General features: G+C 64.4%; 16 protein-coding genes and 1 pseudogene. 9 read left to right on the forward strand and 8 right to left on the reverse strand.

The window, feature by feature from the left end:
• Positions 1-231: 231 nt before the first annotated feature.
• From FXB40_RS30205 to ligA, 3 genes are all read left to right on the forward strand, one after another.
• The gene (locus FXB40_RS30205) at positions 232-1,119 is read left to right on the forward strand and encodes an outer membrane protein assembly factor BamD (protein WP_148775760.1); all 888 of its coding nucleotides are present in this window, start codon (positions 232-234) and stop codon (positions 1,117-1,119) included.
• 24 nt (positions 1,120-1,143) lie between these two features.
• The gene (recN, locus tag FXB40_RS30210; protein ID WP_148775761.1) at positions 1,144-2,814 is read left to right on the forward strand and encodes a DNA repair protein RecN; all 1,671 of its coding nucleotides are present in this window, start codon (positions 1,144-1,146) and stop codon (positions 2,812-2,814) included.
• An 89-nt stretch (positions 2,815-2,903) separates the two neighbouring features.
• Positions 2,904-5,051, forward strand: coding sequence for an NAD-dependent DNA ligase LigA (ligA, locus tag FXB40_RS30215; RefSeq protein WP_148775762.1), 2,148 nt, complete (start codon positions 2,904-2,906; stop codon positions 5,049-5,051).
• A gap of 108 nt (positions 5,052-5,159) precedes the next feature.
• Here ligA and FXB40_RS30220 read toward each other — a convergent pair whose 3' ends face one another.
• Entirely contained in the window at positions 5,160-6,440 is a 1,281-nt protein-coding gene (locus tag FXB40_RS30220) for a multidrug effflux MFS transporter (RefSeq protein ID WP_148775763.1), read from the reverse strand.
• A gap of 219 nt (positions 6,441-6,659) precedes the next feature.
• Entirely contained in the window at positions 6,660-8,486 is a 1,827-nt protein-coding gene (locus FXB40_RS30225; protein ID WP_148775764.1) for an aminopeptidase P family protein, read from the reverse strand.
• 185 nt (positions 8,487-8,671) lie between these two features.
• Here FXB40_RS30225 and FXB40_RS48215 point away from each other — a divergent pair, with 185 nt between their 5' ends.
• Positions 8,672-8,845, forward strand: a complete 174-nt coding sequence (locus FXB40_RS48215; protein WP_187437244.1) for a hypothetical protein — start codon at positions 8,672-8,674, stop codon at positions 8,843-8,845.
• A gap of 60 nt (positions 8,846-8,905) precedes the next feature.
• Here the strand turns inward: FXB40_RS48215 and FXB40_RS30230 are convergent, their stop codons facing one another.
• Positions 8,906-9,793 (reverse strand): 50S ribosomal protein L11 methyltransferase, encoded by an 888-nt coding sequence (locus FXB40_RS30230; protein WP_148775765.1) that lies wholly within the window; start codon positions 9,791-9,793, stop codon positions 8,906-8,908.
• Between the two features lie 164 nt (positions 9,794-9,957).
• Between FXB40_RS30230 and FXB40_RS30235 the strand changes: the two genes are divergently transcribed.
• Entirely contained in the window at positions 9,958-10,113 is a 156-nt protein-coding gene (locus tag FXB40_RS30235; RefSeq protein ID WP_148754203.1) for a Flp family type IVb pilin, read from the forward strand.
• A 302-nt stretch (positions 10,114-10,415) separates the two neighbouring features.
• On the opposite strand, the gene FXB40_RS30240 is transcribed toward FXB40_RS30235, so the two are convergent.
• Complete coding sequence (locus FXB40_RS30240; RefSeq protein WP_148775766.1) at positions 10,416-12,026, reverse strand: phytoene desaturase family protein; 1,611 nt, start codon at positions 12,024-12,026, stop codon at positions 10,416-10,418.
• A gap of 231 nt (positions 12,027-12,257) precedes the next feature.
• Here FXB40_RS30240 and FXB40_RS30245 point away from each other — a divergent pair, with 231 nt between their 5' ends.
• Complete coding sequence (locus FXB40_RS30245; protein ID WP_148775767.1) at positions 12,258-14,540, forward strand: spermidine synthase; 2,283 nt, start codon at positions 12,258-12,260, stop codon at positions 14,538-14,540.
• Between the two features lie 8 nt (positions 14,541-14,548).
• Here the strand turns inward: FXB40_RS30245 and FXB40_RS30250 are convergent.
• Both FXB40_RS30250 and FXB40_RS30255 read right to left on the reverse strand, forming a co-directional pair.
• Positions 14,549-15,484 (reverse strand): annotated as a pseudogene (locus FXB40_RS30250) (glycerophosphodiester phosphodiesterase).
• Positions 15,485-15,683: 199 nt separating this feature from the next.
• Positions 15,684-16,541, reverse strand: coding sequence for an alpha/beta fold hydrolase (locus tag FXB40_RS30255; RefSeq protein WP_148775768.1), 858 nt, complete (start codon positions 16,539-16,541; stop codon positions 15,684-15,686).
• A 345-nt stretch (positions 16,542-16,886) separates the two neighbouring features.
• Between FXB40_RS30255 and FXB40_RS30260 the strand changes: the two genes are divergently transcribed.
• From FXB40_RS30260 to FXB40_RS30270, 3 genes are read left to right on the forward strand one after another with little or no spacing between them, the layout of a single operon-like run.
• The gene (locus FXB40_RS30260) at positions 16,887-17,846 is read left to right on the forward strand and encodes an acyl-CoA desaturase (protein ID WP_246208039.1); all 960 of its coding nucleotides are present in this window, start codon (positions 16,887-16,889) and stop codon (positions 17,844-17,846) included.
• Between the two features lie 38 nt (positions 17,847-17,884).
• On the forward strand, positions 17,885-19,267 hold the full coding sequence (locus tag FXB40_RS30265) for an MBOAT family O-acyltransferase (RefSeq protein WP_148775769.1): 1,383 nt from the start codon (positions 17,885-17,887) through the stop codon (positions 19,265-19,267).
• A complete protein-coding gene (locus tag FXB40_RS30270) occupies positions 19,242-20,252 on the forward strand; it encodes a hypothetical protein (RefSeq protein ID WP_148775770.1) in 1,011 nt (336 codons plus the stop codon). Before FXB40_RS30265 ends, FXB40_RS30270 begins: the two co-directional genes overlap by 26 nt.
• A 6-nt stretch (positions 20,253-20,258) precedes the next feature.
• Here FXB40_RS30270 and FXB40_RS30275 read toward each other — a convergent pair whose 3' ends face one another.
• Entirely contained in the window at positions 20,259-21,959 is a 1,701-nt protein-coding gene (locus tag FXB40_RS30275) for a fatty acyl-AMP ligase (protein ID WP_148775771.1), read from the reverse strand.
• A 26-nt stretch (positions 21,960-21,985) separates the two neighbouring features.
• On the reverse strand, positions 21,986-22,240 hold the full coding sequence (locus FXB40_RS30280; RefSeq protein ID WP_148775772.1) for an acyl carrier protein: 255 nt from the start codon (positions 22,238-22,240) through the stop codon (positions 21,986-21,988).
• Positions 22,241-22,306 lie beyond the last annotated feature (66 nt).

Below are 22,306 nucleotides of genomic sequence, written 5' to 3' on the forward strand. Positions count from 1 at the left end.
GCCTGCAGCGGCTGGCGTTTTATCCGGGAAACTCCTGGTAACCATGATCGACTAGGATTGCGGCGTTTTCGCCTTAATCCGGGCGGAATGCCTGCCTATCCGATAGGTTAACAATCGTTTTTCGGTTACACCGACGTGGTCGCATGGCAGGCACCACGGTTACATTTCGCGCCCGTGACGGGGATCATGGGCTGGCGGGCACCGCATCACAGGGCGTCAGGTCTTAAATTCATGTCGGCACAGCGTATGACGCGCGGATATCTCTTGGTTTCACCGCGAGCCCGTGGGCTGCTTCAGGCCGCGACCCTCTTCGTGCTCGCGTTGCCGCTGGCCGGCTGCGGCACCGGCTCGCTCTGGGACAAGTTCATCGCCAAGGACGATACCTTCGTCGAGGAGCCTGCCGACAAGATCTACAATGAGGGCTTGTACCTCATGAACGAAAAGAAGGACATGAAGGCGGCGAACAAGAAGTTCGAAGAGGTCGACCGCCAGCATCCCTATTCCGACTGGGCGCGCAAATCGCTGCTGATGTCAGCCTACGCGTCCTACCAGGGCGGCGACTATGACAGCTGCATCGGCGCTGCCACCCGCTACGTCACCCTGCATCCCGGCAGCCCGGACGCCGCTTACGCGCAATATCTGATCGCCGCCTCGCATTACGACCAGATTCCGGACATCAACCGTGACCAGGGCCGCACCGAGAAGGCGATCGCCTCGCTGGAAGAGGTGGTGCGCAAATATCCGACGTCCGAATATGCGACCTCCGCCAAGGCCAAGATCGAGGGCGCGCGCGACCAGCTTGCCGGCAAGGAAATGAATGTCGGCCGCTATTACATGCAGAAGCGCGACTACACGGCCGCGATCAACCGCTACAAGGCCGTGGTGACGCAGTACCAGACCACGCGCCATGTCGAGGAGGCGCTCTACCGTCTTACCGAGTCCTACATGGCGATCGGCATCGTCGGCGAAGCCCAGACCGCCGCCGCCGTGCTCGGGCATAATTTTCCCGACAGCCGGTGGTACAAGGACGCCTATAATCTTGTAAAATCCGGCGGTCTCGAGCCGAGCGAGAATCAGGGGTCCTGGATCAGCCGGACCTTCAAGGGGATAGGCCTCTAGGTCTCGGCTAGGAAATCTGGTTCCATGCTGGCGCGTCTGTCGATCCGTGACATCGTCCTGATCGAACGGCTCGATATCGAATTCGCCACCGGACTTGCGGTTTTGACCGGCGAGACCGGTGCGGGCAAATCCATCCTGCTCGATGCCTTTGCACTGGCGCTCGGTGGCCGCGGCGACGCCGGCCTCGTGCGCCATGGCGCGGAGCAGGGGCAGGTCACGGCCGTCTTCGATATCCCCAAAAATCACCCCGCAACGAAAATCCTCGCCGAGAACGGGCTAGACGACACCGGCGAGATGATCTTGCGGCGGGTGCAGTTCGCCGACGGCCGCACCCGCGCCTTCATCAACGACCAGGCGATCAGCGTGCAGACGCTGAAGGCCGTCGGCGCCGCGCTGGTCGAGATCCACGGCCAGCATGACGAGCGCGCGCTGGTCGATGCCGCCACCCATCGCCGCCTGCTCGATGCCTTTGCGGGCCTCGAAAAGGACGTCGCAGCCGTCGAAGCGCTCTGGGACGCGCGCCGCACCGCCAACACCGAGCTGGAAGAGCATCGCGCCGGCATGGAGCGCGCCGCGCGCGAGGCCGACTATCTGCGCCACGCCTCCGACGAACTGAAGCAGCTCGCGCCGAAGGACGGTGAGGAAACCTCGCTCGCCTCGCGCCGCACCACCATGATGCAGGGCGAGAAGATCGCCTCCGATCTGCGCGAGGCGCAGGAGGTCGTCGGCGGCCACAATTCGCCGGTTGCCGCGCTGTCGGCCGCCGTGCGCCGGCTGGAGCGCCGCGGCGTCAACTCGCCGGCGCTGGTCGAGCCCGCAGTGAGAGCAATCGATATCGCGATCAACGCGCTGGAGGAGGCCGACCAGCACCTCCAGGCCGCGCTCGCCGCAACCGATTTCGACCCGGCCGAGCTCGAACGCATCGAGGAGCGGCTGTTCGCTTTGCGCGCCGCCTCGCGCAAATATTCGACGCCGGTCGATGGCCTGGCGGCGCTTGCCGCCAAATACGCCGCCGACGTCGTGCTGATCGATGCCGGCGCCTCGCGCTTGAAGAGGCTGGAGCAGGCTGCGATCGAAGCCGATGCACGCTATGCGGCGGCGGCGAAAAAGCTCTCGGCAGCGCGGCAGAAATCGGCCGAGAAGCTCAACAAGGCCGTCAATGCCGAGCTCGCCCCGCTCAAGCTCGAGCGCGCGAAATTCATGACGCAAGTCACGACCGACGAGGCCGCGCCCGGGCCGCAAGGCTTCGATCGCGTCGAGTTCTGGGTGCAGACCAATCCGGGCACCAAGGCCGGGCCGATGATGAAGGTCGCCTCCGGTGGCGAGCTCTCGCGCTTCCTCCTGGCGCTCAAGGTCGTGCTGTCCGACCGCGGTTCGGCGCCGACGCTCGTCTTCGACGAAATCGACACCGGCGTCGGCGGCGCGGTCGCGGACGCCATCGGTGCGCGGCTGGCGCGGCTTGCTGGCAAGGTTCAGGTCATGGCCGTGACCCATGCCCCGCAGGTTGCCGCGCGCGCCGACCAGCATCTCTTGATCTCCAAGGATGCGCTGGACAAGGGCAAGCGCGTCGCCACCCGCGTCAACGCGCTCGCCGCCGACCACCGCCGCGAGGAAATCGCCCGCATGCTCGCCGGGGCCGAGATCACGGCCGAGGCGAGGGCGGCCGCGGACAGGCTGCTCAAGGCGGCGAGTTAGGCTTCGTGTCCCGGACGCGCGTAGCCGAGCCGGGGCACAAGACTTTTACCGCCTTTACCCTCCCGCCCGCTCCGTCGTATCCAAGCACCATGGCAAGAGCAGCAAAATCCAAAACGCTTCGTGACGTTGCCGACCTCACCAAGGCGCAGGCCAAGGTCGAGCACATGCGGCTGTCGCTCGAGATCGAGGGGCACAACGAACGCTACTATCAGGACGACGCGCCCACCGTCACCGACGCCGAGTATGACGCCCTGCGTCACCGCCTCGATGCGATCGAAAAACGCTTTCCGGAATTCGTCAGTGGCGATTCGCCCTCACAGAAGGTCGGCGCAGCGCCATCGGGGCGTTTCAGGAAGGTGCGCCACTCCGTTCCGATGTTGTCGCTCGACAATGCCTTTGCCGAGGAAGACGTGCGCGACTTCGTCGGCCGCATCGTGCGCTTCCTGAAGCTCGACGACGACAAGATCAATTTCTCCGCCGAGCCGAAGATCGACGGCCTGTCGATGTCGCTGCGCTATGAGGGCGGCGAGCTCGTCACGGCGGCGACGCGTGGCGACGGCGCGGAGGGCGAGGACGTCACCGCGAACATCCGCACGCTCGAAGATGTCCCGCAGAAGCTGAAAGGGCGCAACGTCCCTGACGTCTGCGAGGTGCGCGGCGAGGTCTACATGACCAAGAAGGCCTTCCTCGCGCTGAACGAGCGGCAGAAGGCGGCCGGCGACACCATCTTCGCCAATCCGCGCAATTCGGCCGCAGGCTCGTTGCGACAGAAGGATCCGACCATCACCGCATCACGCCCACTCGGCTTCTTTGCGTACGCCTGGGGCGAGATGAGCGCGATGCCAGAGGATACGCAGACCGATATGATCCACTGGTTCGAGCGCTGCGGCTTCAGGACCAATCCGCTGACCAAGCTGTGTCACTCCGTCGAGGAGCTGATCACGTTCCACCAGAGCATCGAGGAAGAGCGCGCAAAGCTCGATTACGACATCGACGGCGTTGTTTACAAGGTCGATCGCCTCGACTGGCAGGAGCGGCTCGGTTTCGTTTCGCGCACGCCGCGCTGGGGCATTGCACACAAGTTTCCGGCCGAACGCGCCATGACGGTGCTGCGCGACATCGAGATTCAGGTCGGCCGCACCGGCTCGTTCACGCCGGTCGGCAAGCTCGAGCCGATCGGTGTCGGCGGCGTGATCGTGCAGAATGTCACGCTGCACAACGAGGACTACATCAAGGGCATCGGCAACAAGGGCGAGGTGCTGCGCGAGGGGCGTGACATCCGGATCGGCGACACCGTCGTGATCCAGCGCGCCGGCGACGTCATCCCTCAGGTGGTTGACGTCGTTCCCGACAAGCGTCCGAAGGGCGCGAAGGAGTTTCACCTCCCGAAGAAGTGTCCGTGCCCGCTGCACACCGACGTCGTGCGTGGAGAGACGGCGGCGGGCGAGGAGGAGTCGCGATCGCGCTGCACCGGCGAATTCGCCTGCCCCTATCAGAAGATCGAGCACTTAAAACTGTTCGTGTCGCGACGCGCTTTCGACATCGACGGTCTCGGCGAGAAGCAGCTGCAGTATTTCTTCGACGAGGGATGGGTGAAAGAACCCTCCGACATCTTCACGCTTGAGAAGCGCAACGCAAAGCTCAAGCTCGAGGAGATCGAGGGCTACGGCGCGACCTCGGTGCGCAATCTGTTCGCCGCCATCGAGAGCCGGCGCAAAATCGTGCTGGAGCGCTTCGTCTATGCGCTCGGCATGCGCCATGTCGGTGAGACCACGGCGCTCGCACTGGCACGCGGCTACGGCTCCTGGGATGCCTTCCACGACGCCTGCCTCAAGGTCGCCAAGGGCGACGAGGAGGCGATGGCGGAGATGGACGCGCTCGACCAGATCGGCGAAACCGTGATCAAGAGCATCGCCGATTATTTCGGCGAGAGCCACAATCGCGGCATTGTCGAGCGGCTTACCAAGGAGGTCGAGATCGTCGACGCCGAGAAGCCGAAGAGCAACTCCGCCGTCGCCGGCAAGACGGTGGTGTTCACGGGATCGCTGGAGAAGATGACGCGCGACGAAGCCAAGGCGACCGCGGAGCGATTGGGCGCCAAGGTCTCGGGCTCGGTGTCGAAGAAGACTGATCTCGTCGTCGCCGGCCCCGGTGCGGGCTCGAAGCTCGCGGAAGCCACCAAGCATGGCGTCAAGGTACTGACCGAGGACGAGTGGCTGGCGCTGATCGGGGAGTGACTCTTCTCCGTCATTGCGAGCGAAGCGAAGCAATCCAGAATCTTTCCGCGGTGACGGTCTGGATTGCTTCGCTGCACTCGCAATGACGGAGAGAAGGCGTGCCGTCCCTCACATCATTCCCGTCTCTTCCTCTTCCGCCTGTTCGATCAATTCCTCACTCACCACCATTTCTCGGCGAGGGACGATGAAGAGCATTGTCGAGGCGCAGAGCAGCGAGACCGCAAGCACGGCCGAGGTCAGCGGCAGCGTCGTTGCCGAGTGGCCGCCGAGATAGGCGCCGAATTGCGACATCAGCGCGCCGATCCCCTGCTGGAGAAAGCCCATCGCGCCTGACGCGGTGCCGGCGGCCTCGGGACGGATGCTGATGGCGCCGGCGGCGGAATTCGCCATCACGAAGGCATTGCCGACCATCACGATCATCTGCGTGCCGAACAGCCAGGCCGGCGCCTCGTTCCAGCCGGTAAAGCTCCAGAGCAGGTTCAACAGGCTGCCGCAGAGTTGCAGGCCGAGTCCGAACCAGATCAGCTTTTCCAGCGAGTGCCGCGGCGCAAAGCGCACGCAGAGCAGATTGCCGATGAGATACGCAAATCCGGTCGTTGCGAACCACGCGCCATATTCGGCGCTGGTCCGCCCCATTTGCGTCACGACGATGTAGGGGCCGCCGCCGGCGAAGGTGAAGATGATCTGGGACGCCAGCACCTGGCACATCACATAGCCGATGAAGGCCCGGCTCTTGATCAGGGTGCCGACATCGCTGCGAAAGCCGCCGCTGCCGACCGCGCGGTCGCGGCGTGTCTCCGGCAGCGCGATCGCGATGCCGATTGCGACCGCGATCGCGGCGACGGTGACGGCGTAGAAGATCGCGCGCCAACCAAATGCGGTCTCGATCAGGCCGCCGGTGAGCGGTGAGACCATCTGGCCGATCATCAGGGCGGCGACCACGAGACTGATCATGGAGGCGACGCGGTCGCGCGCGTAGATATCGCGGATGATGGCGCGGCTCACCACCATGCCGGAAGCGCCGCCGAGCGCCTGGAAGAAACGTGCTGCAATCAGCTGCGGCAGGGTTTCGGCAAAAATGCAGGCGACGCTCGCCGCGACCATCAGCGCGAGGCCGCCAAGCAGCACCGGGCGCCGGCCGAACTTGTCCGACAGCGGCCCCATGATCAGCTGCGACAGCGCGATGCCAACCATGTAGAGCGACACCGTCATCTGCGCGATCGAGATGTCGCGGCCGAAATTCGTCGCCAGCACGGGCAACGCCGGAACCAGGATGTAGAGCGAGATCGGCGCGATCCCGGTCATGACGACCAGCAGCAGCAACACCACGCGCGACGTCGCGAGGTTGGTCGTCGCCGTTCCCGGCGGCTTGCTGATCATGCCGTGCATGCGTGTCCGTCTTCCGAATTCGAATCGGACTGTAGCGCGCTCGCACAAGACGGATATCGGCGTTTGGGAATGCGGCTATACCGATTCCGGGACTGTTATCATGACAGTGTGCAGGAGGCCGTTGTTTTACGGGCAAACTGCGTCAGGAGCGTGCAAAGCCTGTCGTGATTGCGGGCGAAAGCGGCCTAGCCTTGCGCAAACCGCGTAGCGCCATGCGCGCTACGTCAGCTCCGCCGTCGCCTGATCAAGCCACGCTTTCGTTGCTTCATCCAGCGCCGGTCCCACCTCGGCGCGGACGCGCGCGTGGTAGGCGTTGAGCCAGGCGAGCTCTTCCTTGCTCAGCATCGCGGCGTCGATGAGCCGGCGATCGATCGGCGCCAGCGTCAGCGTCTCGAACGCATTCATCGATTTCTCGGCACCCTTGATGTCGGCGGCAACCACCAGCTCGAGGTTCTCGATGCGGATGCCGAAACCGTCGGTCTTGTAATAGCCCGGCTCGTTGGAGAGGATCATGCCGCGCTTCAGCGGCGTGGTGCCGAGTTTCGAGATCCGCGCCGGGCCTTCGTGCACACTGAGATAGCTGCCGACCCCGTGGCCTGTGCCATGCTCGAAATCGATGCCGGCGGCCCAGAGATATTGCCGCGCCAGCGTGTCGAGCTGCGCGCCGGTGGTGCCGTCGGGGAAAATCGCGCGTGCGATCGCGATATGGCCGCGCAGCACGCGGGTGAAGCGGTCGCGCATCTCCTCGGTGGGCTCGCCCACCGCCATGGTGCGGGTGACGTCGGTGGTGCCGTCTTCGTATTGCGCGCCAGAATCGATCAGCAGCAGGTCGCCGGGCGCGATCCGCCGGTTGCTCTTGCGGGTGACGCGGTAGTGCACGATGGCGCCGTTCGGACCGGTGCCGGAAATGGTCGGGAATGACACGTCCTTCAACGCGCCGGTGTCGCGGCGGAACGTCTCCAGCGCTTCGACCGCGTCGATCTCTGTGAGCTTGCCGCTTCCCGCCTCGCGATCGATGAAGGCGAGGAAACGCGCCAGTGCGATTGCGTCACGGCGGTGCGCCGTCTGCGTGCCCTTGATCTCGGTCGCGTTCTTCACCGCCTTGAGCAGCGCGATCGGATCACTGCCGCGCACCGGCTTGCCGCCGCCGTTCGCGATCAACCGGCTCAGCGCGTCGGCCGCGGTGGCGCTGTCGAGCGCAATCGCCGCGCCGCTCTTGGCGAGCGCCATCAGCGTCGGCGTCAGCGCATCGGGCTCGCGCACATCGGCCGACTGCTCGAGATGGTCGCGCGAGAGGTTGGAGAGCTTGCGCTGGTCGATGAACACGATCGGCCGGCCGACCTTTGGCACCAGTGCGTAAGACAGCGGCAGCGGCGTATGCGCGACGTCGGCGCCGCGGATGTTGAAGGTCCAGGCGACCGCGTGGCTATCCGACAGCACCAGCGCGTCGGCGCCCAGCTTGTCAATCTCGCCCTTGATCTGAGCGACCTTCTCGGCCTCGGCGACGCCGGCATATTGCAGGCCGTGGATCGCGACCGGCGCGACTGGGGGCTGCGGCCGGTCCTGCCAGACCGCGTCGACCGGATTGCTGTCGACCGCCACCAGTTCGGCGCCGGCCTTGGCGCAGGCAGCCGAGAGGCGCTCGGCTGCCGCAAAAGTGTGCAGCCACGGATCAAATCCTAGGCGATCGCCGGATTTGAGGTGTGCCGAGACCCAGCTCTCCGGCGGCGGATCGATCAGCGACTCCACCGCGCACGCCTTGGCATCGACCTGCTTGGCGGCCTGGATTGTGTAGCGGCCGTCGACGAACAATGCAGCTTCCTGGGTCAGCACCACCGCGAGCCCGGCCGAGCCGGTAAAGCCGGTCAGCCAGGCGAGCCGCTCTTCGGAGGGCGCGACATACTCATTCTGCTGCTGATCGGCGCGCGGAATGACGAAGCCGGTCAACTTGCGGCGGGCGAGTTCTTCACGGAGAGCAGCGAGCCGCGCCGTCAATGCGACGCCGGCCTCGGGCTCCTCGAATGTCTGGAAGTGCGCTTCGAACATGGCTCAGTTTAGGATCATGGAGATCAGTCCGCAATGTAGACGCATTTGGCGTTTCATCTGGCATGGACTGTGCTTGAAATAGTTCCATTCGAATTGAGTGGAGTAAAGGATGCAGCTGTTGCGCTTCGTCCGGATAACAGGGAAATTCGAGCAAGTGGTTCATCTCAACGGCGAGGGGACACACGATGCCAGCATTCACCTTTGAGAAGATTTCGCCGCCGGTGCGCGGCGCGCCCGCAGCAACGACACCGAAGAAGCCGCGCGGGCTCATCAGCCAGATGATGGACCGCGTCGCCGAGCGTCGCGCGAGGCGGGCGTTGCGCCCAGCGAAGGGCTCTGGCGAGAAGCCGCTAAAGTAGCTTAGTCGACGATGCCGTGGGGTGGGCAAAGGCGCAACACGCCGTGCCCACCAGCTGCGCTCAACCGATCTTCCGCAGCAACAAACTGCTCCACCCCTCGATCCGCAGATGCCGCAATGGCACAAGGCCGCGCGCGCGGTAGGCGGCGATCACGGCGGGGGCCTGGTGGGTTAACAGGCCGGAGAGAATGACGCGGGCGCCGGGCGCAAGATGCCGGACCATCGGACCCGCCAACTGGCGTAACGGATTGGCAAGGATGTTGGCCAGCACCAGGTCGAACGGGCCGCTTTTGGCAAAGTCCGGCGCGGCGAAGCCGGTGGCCCGGATCACCCGCACATAATGGCCGGCTTCGTTCAGCGCAGCGTTCTCGGCCGCGACCCGCACTGAAGGCGGGTCGATGTCGGAGGCCAGCACCGCGCGGTGCAGCGCCTTGGCTGCCGCGATCCCCAGCACGCCGGTACCGGTGCCGAGGTCGAGCACGCGCTTCGGCCGCGCCTGTTTCAGGACATGGTCAAGCAGAAGTAAACAGCCACGCGTGGTGCCGTGATGGCCGGTTCCGAAGGCGAGCGCCGCCTCGATCTCGATGGCGAGCTTGTTTGGCGCCACGCGGTCACGGTCGTGGCTGCCGTGGACGACGAAGCGCCCGGCCGGGACCGGGACGAGATCTTCGAGGCTCGCCTTGACCCAGTCCTTGGCCTCGACCGTGTCGAAAGAAAGCGTCGCGGCGATGTCATTTCCTGCTGAAGTTGCAACGAGTTCGCGCAGCAATTCCTGATCCGGCGCCTCGGCGAAATGCAGCGTGACGTCCCATTCTCCATCCGGCCGTTCGAAGGCGGCGACGGCGGCATCGCCGTCGAAAAAGACCTCCGTGAGAACGTCGACGACACGCCTGGCGGCAGCCTCGTTGCCGATCGAAAAGCTGGCGCGATGGGTAGGCAAAGGCTGCATTCTAGGGTTCCGTCAGGTTCAATTTTTGGAGCTTTTGTTCCAATTTTCCTTATAACTTGCAATTCCCAGCTTAACCTGACCGTAGGTTGCAGGCCGTAGTTTCCCCGGATGTTGGACCCAACCAACACACCCTTGAATGGAAATGGAGGCGAGTCTTGAAGCGCATGGTTTCGAAGTTCTGGTCCGATGAGTCCGGTGCGACTGCGATCGAATACGGCCTGATCGCGGCCGGTATCGCGCTGGCGATCATCACCGTGGTGAACAGCCTGGGCACCACCATGAACGACAAGTTCGGTTCGATTAGCAGCTCCTTGAAGTAATTTCTGCCTCCCATTTCCCAGCGGGGGCTACTTTCTTCATAGATGGCCTTTTTCGACGCGCGCCCGCTGGGGGAATTGCCCTCTGGCGGGCGATGTCGTTTTGGGGAGCTCGTTTCACAAGAGCTCCACAGATTGTTCGCTCATGAATGAGGTCGCGATCCACCGGCTTATACGCGGCTTATCCACCCCCTTCTCCACAGCTTGATCCGCGCTTGTACCAAGCTGTCGCGTCAGGCATCCACGGCTTCACACAGCTCTGCCAACAGGCCTGTCCACAACCCATCCACAACCCATCCACAGACCTATCCACGGCTTGCGAACAGGCCGCGGTGGTCCCGCAGGATCGCCTCCGCCGCGTTGTGGCCGGGCGCGCCGGTGACGCCGCCGCCGGGGTGGGCGCCGGAGCCGCAATGATAGAGGCCCTTCAGGGGCCCGCGATAATCGGCATGGCCCAGCATCGGGCGCGCCGAGAACAACTGGTTCAGCGTCAGCGCGCCATGAAAAATGTCGCCGCCGAGCAGGCCGAACTGCCGCTCGAGATCGAGCGGGGAGAGGATCTGGCGTCCGAGCACGCTCGCCGCAAAGCCCGGCGCGTAGCTGTCCACCGTCGCGATCATGAGATCGGCGACCTCGTCACGATGGTCGTCCCAGGACTTTCCGTCGGGCAATTCCGGCGCGACGTGCTGGCAGAACAGGCTCGCGACGTGTTTTCCTTCGGGGGCCAGCGTGTCGTCGAGCGTCGAGGGGATCAGCATCTCGACGATCGGCTGACGGCTCCAGCCCTGCGCCCGTGCATCGAGATAGGCGCGGTCCATATAGCCGAGGCTCGGCGCCAGGATGATCCCGGAGGAGAGGTGATCGCCGTCGCCCGGCAACGCCGTGAAGGAGGGCAGGCGATCCAGCGCCACGTTCATGCGGAAGGTGCCGGAGCCGTTCTTCCAGTGGCGGATGCGGGCAAGGAAATCCGCGGGCAGGGCATCGGCCGCAATCAGCCGCGTATAGAGCAGCTTTGGATTGACGTTGGCCGCGACATATTTGGCGCGAATGGACGTGCCGTTCTCCAGCACCACGCCGACGGCGCGGTCGCGCTCGACGATCACCTCGCGCACGCCGGCATCAAGGTCGATCGTGACGCCGCGAGCCCGCGCGGCACGCGCCATCGCCTGCGTGATCGCGCCCATGCCGCCGATGGCGTGGCCCCAGACGCCCTTCTTGCCGTTCACCTCGCCGAAGGCGTGATGCAGCATCACATAGGCCGAGCCGGCGGCGTAGGGGCTGGCATAATTGCCGACGATGGCATCGAAGCCGAACAGCGCCTTGACCAGATCGTGCTCGAACCGCTCGTCCAGCATCTCGCCGGCGGAGCGGGTGAAGAGATCGAGCAGGCTGCGGCTTTGCTCCAACGTCAGGCCGCGCAGGATGTTGGCCGTCGTCAACGCGTTCGCGGCCTCGCGGATGGCGCCAATGCCAAAACTGGCCAGCAGGTTCGGCGGCGCGCGCAGCACGAACTGCCGCAACACGTCGGCGATATCTTCGAGCTCGCGCGAAAACCCGTCGAGCGCATCGGCATCGCGCGCGCTGAGCCGCGCGACGGATGCCTTGGTCCGGCCCTCGCCGGTGAGGAGATAGCTGCCATCAGGCGCGGGCAGAAAATTCTGCGCGCGCCGCTCGACGATTCGCAGGCCCTGCGCGGCGAGCCCCAGATCGCGGACCACCTGCGGATTGAGCAAGCTCACGGTGTAGGCCGCGACCGAATTCTTGAAGCCCGGATGAAATTCCTCCGTGACGGCGGCCCCGCCGACCACCTTGCGGCGCTCGACCACATGCACGCGCAAGCCCGCCATCGCGAGATAGGCCGCGCAGGTGAGGCCGTTATGGCCAGCGCCGATGATGACGACGTCGGTTTCGTTCATGATCGATTTCAGAATGTTCCGCGGTCATTCCGGACGGTCCGAAGGACCGCGCCCGGAATGACAGCTGTATATCAGCCATTTCCCGACGCAACATCACGAGACCATTTATTGCCCGTTCAGGCGCGGTGTGCTCCATTGCGCGCGCCCGGCGCCCGCCGGGGGCTTTGTTCGACGCGTTTTCTCGCGCGAACCGGTGCCCACTTCGCTGGAAAACGCTTTGCCGGAGCTCCCATGGATTCGATCGTGCAACCCGCCGTCACGGAGCAGCCGTCCTCGTCGCGCAACCGGCTGCTGCTGACGGTCTACACGGCTGCGATCTTCGTCAGTGCGCTCTTGCTGTTCTCGGTGCAGCCGCTGTTCACGAAAATGGTGCTGCCGCGGCTCGGCGGCTCGCCGGCCGTGTGGTCGGTGGCGATGGTGTTCTTCCAGTCGCTGCTGCTGGCGGGCTACGCCTATGCGCATCTTCTGATGCAGATCAAAAGCCGCGTGGTTCCGGTCGTGGTGCATTTGGTGCTGCTGATCGCGGCCTTCGCGACGCTCCCGCTCAGCATCGCCAAGGCCTATGGCGAGCCGCCGGCGTCAGGCTATGCGTTCTGGCTGCTCGGCCTGTTCGTGATATCGATCGGGCTGCCGTTTTTCGCGCTCGCCGCCAACAATCCGCTGCTGCAGGCCTGGTTCGTCCGCACCGGCCATCCCGATGGCCGTGATCCCTATTTCCTCTACGCCTCCTCTAACATCGGCAGCTTCCTCGCGCTATTGTCCTATCCGTTCCTGCTGGAGCCGATCTTCACGCTGCATACGCAGAACCGGCTTTGGACCGGCGGCTATGGCGTTTTGATCCTGCTGATCGCCGCCTGCGGCGTGTTGTTGCTACGCTCGCCAAAGCTGGCAGTAGCCGATGTGCAAGCTGAAGAAGCTAACGCGCCGGCGCCGGGCGTGGTGACGCGGCTGCGCTGGATCTTCCTCGCCGCGGTGCCGTCCGGCCTGCTGATCGCAGTCACCGCGCATATCTCGACCGACGTCGCGGCGGCGCCGCTGCTGTGGGTGCTGCCGCTGTCGCTGTACCTCCTGACCTGGGTCGTGGTGTTCCAGTCGCGGCCGCTGTTGCCCCACAAATGGATGCTGATGCTCCAGCCGGTCGCGATCGCGGGCATCATCTTCCTGCTCGCCTTCGGCGGCGAGCAGAATTTGCTGCTGACGCTCGGTGGCCATCAATTGTGCTTCTTCGTCATCGCCATGGCCTGTCACGGCGAACTGGCGCGGACCCGGCCCGCAGCCAAATATCTCACCGGCTTCTATGTCGCGCTGTCGTTTGGCGGCATGGTCGGTGGCCTCTTTGCCGGCCTCGTTGCTCCCTTCACCTTCTCATGGATCGCTGAATATCCGATCCTGGTCGCGCTCGCCGCACTGTGCCGGCCCACGGTGAACGAGCGTTTTGCCGGCATCGTCAAATGGTACTGGCTGGCGCTTGCCGTGCTCGCGGCGGCGCTCGTTGCGCCGTCTTACATGACGGGAGATCTTTCGACCTGGTTCGAGGATCACCGCGTCTGGGTCGCCGGCGCCGTCGGTGTGCTCGCAGCGCTGCTGGCGCTGGCGCTCAATGCAGATCGCTGGAAGATCTTTGCCACCGTCGCGCTGGCACTGGCCTTGATACGAATCTATCCGGCCGACGAAGGCCGCGTCACCACCGTGCGCAGCTTCTTCGGCGTGCACAAGATCGTGGTGACGCCGGGCGGCTATTTTCACGTGCTGATGCACGGCACCACCATTCACGGCGCCGAGCGTTTCCTTAACAATGACGGCACGCCGGTTACCGGCCGGCCCGAGCCGATCACCTACTACCACAAGGACGGCGGCATCGGTCAGGCCATCTCCGCGATCCGCGAGCGCAAGGGCGCGCCGTTGAAGGTCGCGGCGATCGGTGTCGGATCGGGCACGCTCGCCTGCGCCGCGGAGCCAGGCGAGGACTGGAAATTCTTCGAGATCGACCAGTCGATGGTGGATGCCGCGCGCGACCCGAAAAATTTCCGCTACATCTCGAGCTGTCTGCCGGACCTGAAGCCGGTGATCGGGGATGCGCGTCTCACCTTCGCGAGGGAGCCCGACGGCGTCTATGACCTCATTATCGTCGATGCCTATTCGTCGGATGCGATCCCGATCCATCTCGCGACCGAGGAGGCGATGAAGATCTACAAGGACAAGCTCGCCCCGCACGGCGCCGTGGTGATGCACGTCTCCAACCGGCATCTCGATCTCGAGCCCGTCGTGGTCGGCATTGCCGATGCCAACGATTTGAAGAGCTGGGTCTACGACGAGGATTCGGGCCGCGACGCCGACTACATCTTTTCAACCGACGTCGTCATCTCCGCGCGCGAGGCTGATGATGTCGGCAAGCTCGCCTCTTCCAAGCAATGGGAGGAGACCGACGCGGACGAGAAGGTGCGGGTCTGGACCGACGACTATTCCAACATTCTCGGCGCGCTATACCGGCGGCTGCGGTACGGGGAGCAGTAACTCGAGGCTTACGGCTCGACCGGTGTCCCCGGCGGCAGCGCAATTCCCTTCTCGCCGGCGACTTGCCGCAACAGGTCCGGCCGGTCCGAGATGATGCCGTCGACGCCGATCTCGATCATCCGCGCCATGTCGTCGGGCTTGTTGACGGTCCAGACCACGACGCGCAACCCTAGCGTATGGGCTTCAGTGACAAGCGCCGCGGTCACGTCGCCGAAATAGGGCGACCACACCGCGCCGCCCGCAGCCTTGATCGTGCGCGGCAGCGAGCCGCCGTGATCGGCCAGGCTGTAACCCGCCGTCTAGCTGGTGGCCTTATCGAGGGCGATGGTCGGTGCCGAGCCGCGCTGGAGCGTCAGATACACGGTCGGAATTGTCGGGGCCTGCTGCTGGACCAACAGCAGGGTCCGCCAGTCGAACGACTGGATCATGACGCGGTCGGAAAACTTCTCATCTCGGATCACCCCGAGCAGCTTCGCGACGAAGGCCTGCGGCTCCAGCGATTCATCCGGATGATCCGGATCGATCTTGGTCTCGATATTGAAGCGCACGCGTTCGTTGCCGGATTTGCGCACCAGCGCGAACAGCTCCTTCAGCGTGGGAATGCGGGTCCCCGGCACGGCGCGCTGGTCGGGAAATTGCTTGGCATAGGCGCTGTCCGGCCGAATTTGGCCGACATCGTAGGCTCTGACATCGGCGAACCGCAGCTTCACGAAAGGCGTGCCGGGCGCAGCGATATAGGCGCCGTTCGCATCCCTGGCGAGATCGGGATTGAGCCCGCGCTCGTGCGACACGACCACCTCGCCGTCGGCGGTCACGCCGACATCGAGTTCCAGCGTGTCCACGCCCATCGAGAGGGCATTGGCAAAAGCCGGCAGGGTGTTTTCCGGCATCAGTGCCCGCCCGCCGCGATGCGCCTCGAGGTCGAACGCCGAATCAAGAGCCATGGCCCCTCCCGCACCGAGAAGACAGATCGTGCCCAGCAGGTGCGCAAGACGGAATGACATCATGAACCACGCCGGGCAAGAGGGGGGCGGCTTCCGCCGCAATGCCATATCGACCAATAGTCGGCATCAGCTGCGCCGTCCACCCGGCGAGGGCGGAGGTGCAGGGCGAGGGCAGCGAAATGCGCGGGAGGTCGTGCGCTCAGCGGTCGGGCACCGAGGCCGCAAGCTGGTCGATGGTGGGGCGCGGCTTCGACAGGCGCGGCAGGTCGAACGGGCTGTCGTCTTCGCCGAGGTCGTTCAGGAAATCCTCGACCGCGCTGCCGATGAAGCCCTTGACCTGGTCCGATCCGCGGTCGCTGAGATCATTGTGCTGGAATTCGGTCCGGACCACCTGGATGCCGGCCTTGGCGCAGGTCTCATCGTCGGGGACGACGCCGGGATCGGCCTTGAATTGCGGATCCTTCGAGCGGAAGGACAGGATCTTGACCTTGCCGTCGGTGACGAAGGGCACGCGTAGATTGTCGAGCGTGACGACCTTCTTCACCAGATCGGGATGCAGCTTGGCGAAATACATCGAGATGTCGCCGCCATTGGAATGTCCCACCAGGGTCAGATGGCGGTAATCCGCATTCGGGTACAGCTTCTTCAGCTCGTCGATCGTGAAAAGGATGTTGGCGATGCCGCGGTTGTATTGCGAGCGGCGGCCGACATATTCCTCGCTGGCCTTGGTCACCATCGGATCGTCGGTCGAAAGATCGTGCTGGATGCTGACGACCAGATAGCCGCGGGCGGCGAATGTGTTGGTGAGGAACGAATACTCGGTGTGCTTGACCGTGTTGCCGTGGCTGAGGATCACGACCGGAAGCTCGATCATTTCCGCGATCGCTTCCATTTCGCGGTCGCGGCGGACGGAGAGCTCCACGGTCACGTCGCGGTCGCCGCGTAGAATATCGGCGAACGCCAGGGTGGTGTGGTGAATCGCCCATTTGCCGGCAACGAAATAGAAGAAGGCCATCAGCGCTGCGACTGAGGCGAAAACGGTAAGGCCTCGCTTCATGACAGTCTCCGCATTCGGTGTTCAGATCGCGTGGGCGGGAGCCAACGATGCACCAGCCTCAATGCAGGGCACACCGCAAAACCTCCCGCCCGACGTCCATGCTGAATGAATGGGCGGATGGTATTGCGGGCTTTTTACAGCTGGATGAACCGGCCCCGCCGGCGCGGCCGAGGCGGCGGATTCTCGCGCAAAAGTGAGGGGATTGACCGCCTTTCGGCGCACCTGCCGCCGCAGTCCCCATGGGCAAGACCTGTTGAAACCTTGACCTGTTGAGACCTGGGGCGGCTGCTTGGGTTGCGGTCGGGCGGCGGTTATGTACTGTTGACCGCCTTGGAATCCTCGCCCGTGCAACCAAAACGCGATCACCGCATCATTCGCAGCCGCCATTTTCACAAGATGCAGCGGCGGCATTTCATCATTTTCGACGTGCTGCCCTTCGCAGGCACCTTGGTTGCGCTGGGGCTGTTGTTCTACCGTCCGATCGGGGTGACGGAACTCAGCCTGTTCTTCGGCTTCTGGCTGGTCACCGGGCTTGGACTGACCGTCGGCTATCACCGCCTGTTCACCCATCGCGCCTTTGCCACCTCGACCGCGATGAGCGCGATCCTGATCGTGATGGGATCGATGGCCGGTCGCGGCCCGATGCTGTCCTGGGCGGCCATGCACCGCCGGCACCACGAATTGTCCGACCACGATGGCGATCTGCATTCGCCGCGGCTGCATGGCGGCGGCCTGCTGGGCCGACTGCGCGGCTTCCTGCACGCGCATCTGACCTGGATGATCGCGCACGACTATCCCAACGTCGCCCATTACGTGCCGGATCTGATGGCCAACCGCACGCTGGTCGCCGTCAACAGCTACTATTACAGCTGGGTCGCGCTCGGGCTGTTGCTGCCGGCCGCGATCGGCGGCCTGGCCACGATGAGCCTGTGGGGCGCGCTGAGCGGCCTGCTCTGGGGCGGCGTGGTGCGCATGTTTGTGGTCGAGCAGACCATGTCCGCCATCAACTCCATCATGCACACTTTTGGCGCGCAGCCTTTCGTCACCCGTGACGACAACAGCAGGAATCTCGGCGTGATGGCCTGGCTCGCCTGGGGCGAGGGCTGGCACAATAACCACCACGCCTTCCCGTATTCGGCCGCCTTTGGCCTGCGCTGGTTCGAGTTCGATCCCGGCTTCATCTTCATCCGCGCGCTGGAGGCGCTCGGGCTCGCCTGGGACGTCAAGGTGCCGAGCGAGGAGAAGATCGCCCGGCGCATGCTGCGGCAGCCGGGCGATGCAGCGCCCGATCTGGAAACAGGCTAAGGATCGGCGTCCGGCGATGACGGCGCAGCGCTGAACCGATGCAATTCAACGACTACCCCTTTCTCCTGGTGTTCCTGCCGGCGGCACTGCTGATCTACCGCCTGGTCGATCCCTACCCGCATTTGCGCATCGGCGTGCAGGTGGCGCTGTCGCTGGCCTTCTACGCCTGGGGCAGCCCGTCCTTCATCCTGCTCCTGATTGCCTCGATCGTCATCAACTGGCTCGCCTCGGTCGCCTATGGGCGGATGAAATGGAAGGCGGTGCTGACGCTTGTCATCGCGCTCGATATCGGCGTGCTGGCGTTGTTCAAATACGCCAACTTCATTCTCGCCAATCTCGGGCATGTGCTGGGCGTCGCACTGCCGACACTCGACATCGGGTTGCCGCTCGGCATCTCCTTCTTCACCTTTCACCACATCATGTATCTGGTCGATCTGAAGCGCGGCAAGGCGCCGCTCTACGCGCTCGATCGCTATGCGCTCTACATTGCCTTCTTCCCGCAGGCGATCGCAGGCCCGCTGGCGCGCTGGTCGGAGGTGATGCATCAGTTCGGCAGGCAGGTCTATGTGCCGGGCTGGCAGCGCCAGTTCTGCATCGCGATCTGCTTCATCGCGCTCGGACTGTTCCAGAAGGTCGTGATCGCCGACAGCATCGCGCACCTGCTTGATCCCATTTACACGCAGGCGGCTGCTGGACCGCTTGCAAGCGGCGATGGCTGGCTCGCCTTCTGCTTTTCGTTCCAGATCCTGTTCGACTTCTCCGGCTATTCCGACATCGCGATCGGCCTTGGCGTGCTGTTCGGCGTGCAGCTGCCCTACAATTTCAATGCGCCGCTGCGTTCAACCAACATCCAGGATTTCTGGCAGCGCTGGCACATCACGCTGATGCTGTTCCTGCGCGATTACGTGTTCTATCCCCTCGTCAACCTGCGCATCCTGCCGCGGCGCTTTCTGCCGGTACAGTTCTTCGGTGCGATGCTGATCACCATGGCGCTGTGCGGCCTGTGGCATGGCGCGAGCTGGGCTTTTGTGCTGTGGGGCGTGCTGCACGGTCTTGCGCAGGTCCTTTGTTCGTTGTGGCGGCGCTATGGCCCACATTTCCCGTCATGGCTCGGCTGGGCGCTCACCGTGTTGTTCGTGCTGGCGACCGGCGTGGTCTTTCGCGCCGGCTCGGTCGAGGCCGCCTGGCATGTCTTCGCCGGGCTCGTCCAGCCATTGCCGCTCGCGCGCGGGCAGCACCTCTGGCCGCTGGTCGTGGCGCCGTTGTTCGCCTTCCTGTTGCCGGCCAGTCAGGACATCGTCGCGTTCTTCACGCGCCGCCCGAGTCCCTGGCTTGCCGGCGTGCTCGGGATCTGCCTTTTCGCTTTGCTGCTCCACATGGGTGGTCGGGATCTCCATGAATTCGTCTACTTCAAGTTCTGAGACCGATCCCGGTTGGGGGCGGAGTATCACAGCCTGCCTGGGCACGCTGATCGGCGCGGCCGCGCTGGTGCTGGCGCTGATGGTGGTCGTCGATCCCTATGACAGTGGCAAGCTCGGCCTGCTCGGCATTAAGGGCGTCGACAATCGTCTGACCCAGATCACGGCCGCGAGCCGCGCCAGGGACCCGAATTTCAACGCCGCCATCCTCGGCAACTCGACGGCACAGATGATCGAGCCGGCGGAATTGTCCCGCGCGGCAGGCCTGCGCTTCGTGCAGCTCTACACCACCGGCTCGGCTCCGCGCGAGCAGCTCGCGGTACTCGACTTCTTCCTGCGCAATCACAGGCAAGTCGGTGCGCTGGTGATCGCGGCCGATCCAGGCTGGTGCGTGCATGCGCGGCCGAAGGAGGAGGGCGCTCCGTTCCCCTATTGGCTCTACGACAGAAGCGTCGTCACCTACGCGGTGCGGTTGATCTCCTGGCAGGCGATCGAGCAGGCCTTTCAGCGCCTGAGCATCGGGCTCGGCTGGCGGCGGCGGATGAATCCGGACGGCTTTGTCAGCTATGAGGACATCTGGCCGCCCGGCCAATTCAAGGAGGCCAACGCGCCGCGAGACCCTGTACCTGCCGTCTCGGCGGAGGGGCGAGCGATCTTTCCCGAGATCAGCGCCCTGCAAGATGTCGTCCGGACGCTGCCGGCCGACGTGCCCATCGTCATCATCGTGCCGCCAACGCTTGCGAGCGCCGTGGCAAAGCCCGGCACGGATGCTGCGCTGGATCGCACGGCCTGCGATGGCGCGCTGAAGAAGTTGATCGTGGACCGCCCACACAGCAATTTCATCAGCTATCGCGTCGACAACGCGCTGACCCGCGATCGTGACAACTTCGCGGATTTCATCCACTATCGCCCGAAACTCGCGCGCCGGATCGAGCGAGGCATTATCGCGAGCCTGCGCGATGGCGAGAGCGCGACGATCGATTTCTGAGCCGGCTCAGCCGATCTCCTCAAACCCGCCGTCGAGCCAGATCCTGCGGGCGAGCTTGCGCTGGATCTTGCCGCTGGTGGTTTTTGGCAGCGCGCCGGGACGGATCAACGCGACATGTCGCGCGGAGAGCTCATGGCTGTCGGCGATGGCCTCGCGGATCTGGCCCTTGATCTCGGCGGTATCGATCGCGTGGCGCGCGGTGCGCTCGACCTCCTGGACGATGACGAGACTTTCCTCGCCATGTTCGTCCGCCACCGAAAAGGCCGCACCGCAGTTCTCGCGCAAGCCGCTGTCCTGCGATTGCACCGTGCGCTCGATGTCCTGGGGATAGTGGTTGATGCCACGGATGACGATGAGATCCTTGATCCGGCCGGTGACGAACAATTCGCCTGTATGATCGAGGAAGCCGAGGTCGCCGGTGCGCAGCCACCGGCCATCCTCGCCTGCGATCTCCGCATTGAGCTCTTCGCGCGTCGGCGCATCGTTGCGCCAGTAGGCGCGCGCGACATTGGCGCCGCTGACCCAGATTTCGCCGACGCGGTCGGCGGCAAGCCGCACACGGTGCTCGGGGTCGACAATGGCGATCTGTTCGCCGGTCAGCGCGCGGCCGCAACCGACGACGAGTTGCGCGTCGTCGGGATCCACCGGCGCCGTGGCCGCATGGGCCTGAAGCGCCGCGCGGCTGATGCTGCGTGTGACGTGGCCGCCGCCGCGCGTCCCGCCGGAAATCAGGAGCGTCGCTTCCGCCATGCCATAGGCGGGAAACATCGCGTGGGAATCGAATCCGTGGGGGGCAAATGTTTCGATGAAGCGCGCGATGGTATCGGCGTGCACCGGTTCTGCGCCGTTGAGCGCGATCCTGAGCGAGGACAGATCCACGCCGTCCATCTGATCGGCACGATAGCGGCTGACGCAGAGGTCGAAGCCGAAATTGGGCCCGCAGGCGACCTCCGCACGATAATGCGAGATCGCGCGCAGCCAGCCGAGCGGCCGCTGCATGAACGCGTTCGGCGCCATCAGAACGCAGGTCGCGCCGACATAGAGAGCCTGAAGCGCATTCAGGATCAGCCCCATGTCGTGATAAAGCGGCACCCAGTTGACATAGGTCGACTGCCTGGTGTTGCCGAGCGCAATCCGGATCATCTCGAGATTGGCGAGCAGATTGGCGTGACTCACCATCACGCCCTTCGGCTCAGAGGTCGAACCGGAGGTGTATTGCAGGAACGCGATGTCGTCGGGTGCAGGCTCGGGCAGGTCGACTGTCGCACCGGCCGCTTCGGTGAGATCGACCTCGATCCACCGGATGTTCTCCTGCGCAAAGCGTTCCCGCAGATCGCCACGCAGGGCGAAGGCCGAAGTGGTCAGCGCCAGCGCCGGCGTGCAATTGGCGAGGATCGCGGCGCTGGAATCGCGGGCGCTGTTTCGCCGGGGCATCATCATCGGTACGGCGGTGATACCCGCCATCAGGCAGCCGATGAACGCCACCATGAACTCGATGCCCGGCGGAAACACCAGGATCGCGCGATCGCCGGGCTGCGCGGTGGCGGTCAGGCGCGCCGCGAGCGCGCGCGCAGCCTCATGCAATTGACGGAAGGTGAGGGAGGCTTCCTCCGTCCCGCGATCGGAGACGAAGACATAGGCGCGATCGCCGGCCTGCTCCGCAGCGCGCCGGGCGAGTAGCGCGACGAGCGAGCGGAGATTGTCCATTGGGATTGCGCCGGCTTCAGCCGCCCTCAGGCGGCGGAGCGGAGCGCGCTCTTGTCGGCGAGAAATCGCGACAGCGCCTCAACCGTAGGGTGGTCGTAGAAGTCGTCCGTCGACAGTTCGAGGTCCAGTTTTTCCTCGAGTTCCATCATGAGATAGACGAGCATCGCCGAATCGAGGCCGAGACGGCTGAATTTTGTGCCGGTATCGACGCGGTCCTTGGAGATTCTCAGGATATTGGCTAGCGCCGTAACGCAGAAATCCGAAATCTGCTCGCGTGTCATGTCATTTCCCAGAAACAGTCAGAACGACAATACGGGCGACCTCAAGGTTGTCAATTTGGCCCAAAC

It is taken from the genome of Bradyrhizobium rifense (assembly GCF_008123425.1).
Lineage (GTDB): Bacteria > Pseudomonadota > Alphaproteobacteria > Rhizobiales > Xanthobacteraceae > Bradyrhizobium > Bradyrhizobium rifense.

What these genes read in the sequence shown, in the direction of transcription:
- FXB40_RS30205 (WP_148775760.1), top strand. Translation starts at nt 232, where the DNA reads ATGTCGGCACAGCGTATGACGCGCGGATATCTCTTGGTTTCACCGCGA.
- recN (WP_148775761.1), top strand. Translation starts at nt 1,144, where the DNA reads ATGCTGGCGCGTCTGTCGATCCGTGACATCGTCCTGATCGAACGGCTC.
- ligA (WP_148775762.1), top strand. Translation starts at nt 2,904, where the DNA reads ATGGCAAGAGCAGCAAAATCCAAAACGCTTCGTGACGTTGCCGACCTC.
- FXB40_RS30220 (WP_148775763.1), bottom strand. Translation starts at nt 6,440, where the DNA reads ATGCACGGCATGATCAGCAAGCCGCCGGGAACGGCGACGACCAACCTC.
- FXB40_RS30225 (WP_148775764.1), bottom strand. Translation starts at nt 8,486, where the DNA reads ATGTTCGAAGCGCACTTCCAGACATTCGAGGAGCCCGAGGCCGGCGTC.
- FXB40_RS48215 (WP_187437244.1), top strand. Translation starts at nt 8,672, where the DNA reads ATGCCAGCATTCACCTTTGAGAAGATTTCGCCGCCGGTGCGCGGCGCG.
- FXB40_RS30230 (WP_148775765.1), bottom strand. Translation starts at nt 9,793, where the DNA reads ATGCAGCCTTTGCCTACCCATCGCGCCAGCTTTTCGATCGGCAACGAG.
- FXB40_RS30235 (WP_148754203.1), top strand. Translation starts at nt 9,958, where the DNA reads ATGGTTTCGAAGTTCTGGTCCGATGAGTCCGGTGCGACTGCGATCGAA.
- FXB40_RS30240 (WP_148775766.1), bottom strand. Translation starts at nt 12,026, where the DNA reads ATGAACGAAACCGACGTCGTCATCATCGGCGCTGGCCATAACGGCCTC.
- FXB40_RS30245 (WP_148775767.1), top strand. Translation starts at nt 12,258, where the DNA reads ATGGATTCGATCGTGCAACCCGCCGTCACGGAGCAGCCGTCCTCGTCG.
- FXB40_RS30255 (WP_148775768.1), bottom strand. Translation starts at nt 16,541, where the DNA reads ATGAAGCGAGGCCTTACCGTTTTCGCCTCAGTCGCAGCGCTGATGGCC.
- FXB40_RS30265 (WP_148775769.1), top strand. Translation starts at nt 17,885, where the DNA reads ATGCAATTCAACGACTACCCCTTTCTCCTGGTGTTCCTGCCGGCGGCA.
- FXB40_RS30270 (WP_148775770.1), top strand. Translation starts at nt 19,242, where the DNA reads ATGAATTCGTCTACTTCAAGTTCTGAGACCGATCCCGGTTGGGGGCGG.
- FXB40_RS30275 (WP_148775771.1), bottom strand. Translation starts at nt 21,959, where the DNA reads ATGGACAATCTCCGCTCGCTCGTCGCGCTACTCGCCCGGCGCGCTGCG.
- FXB40_RS30280 (WP_148775772.1), bottom strand. Translation starts at nt 22,240, where the DNA reads ATGACACGCGAGCAGATTTCGGATTTCTGCGTTACGGCGCTAGCCAAT.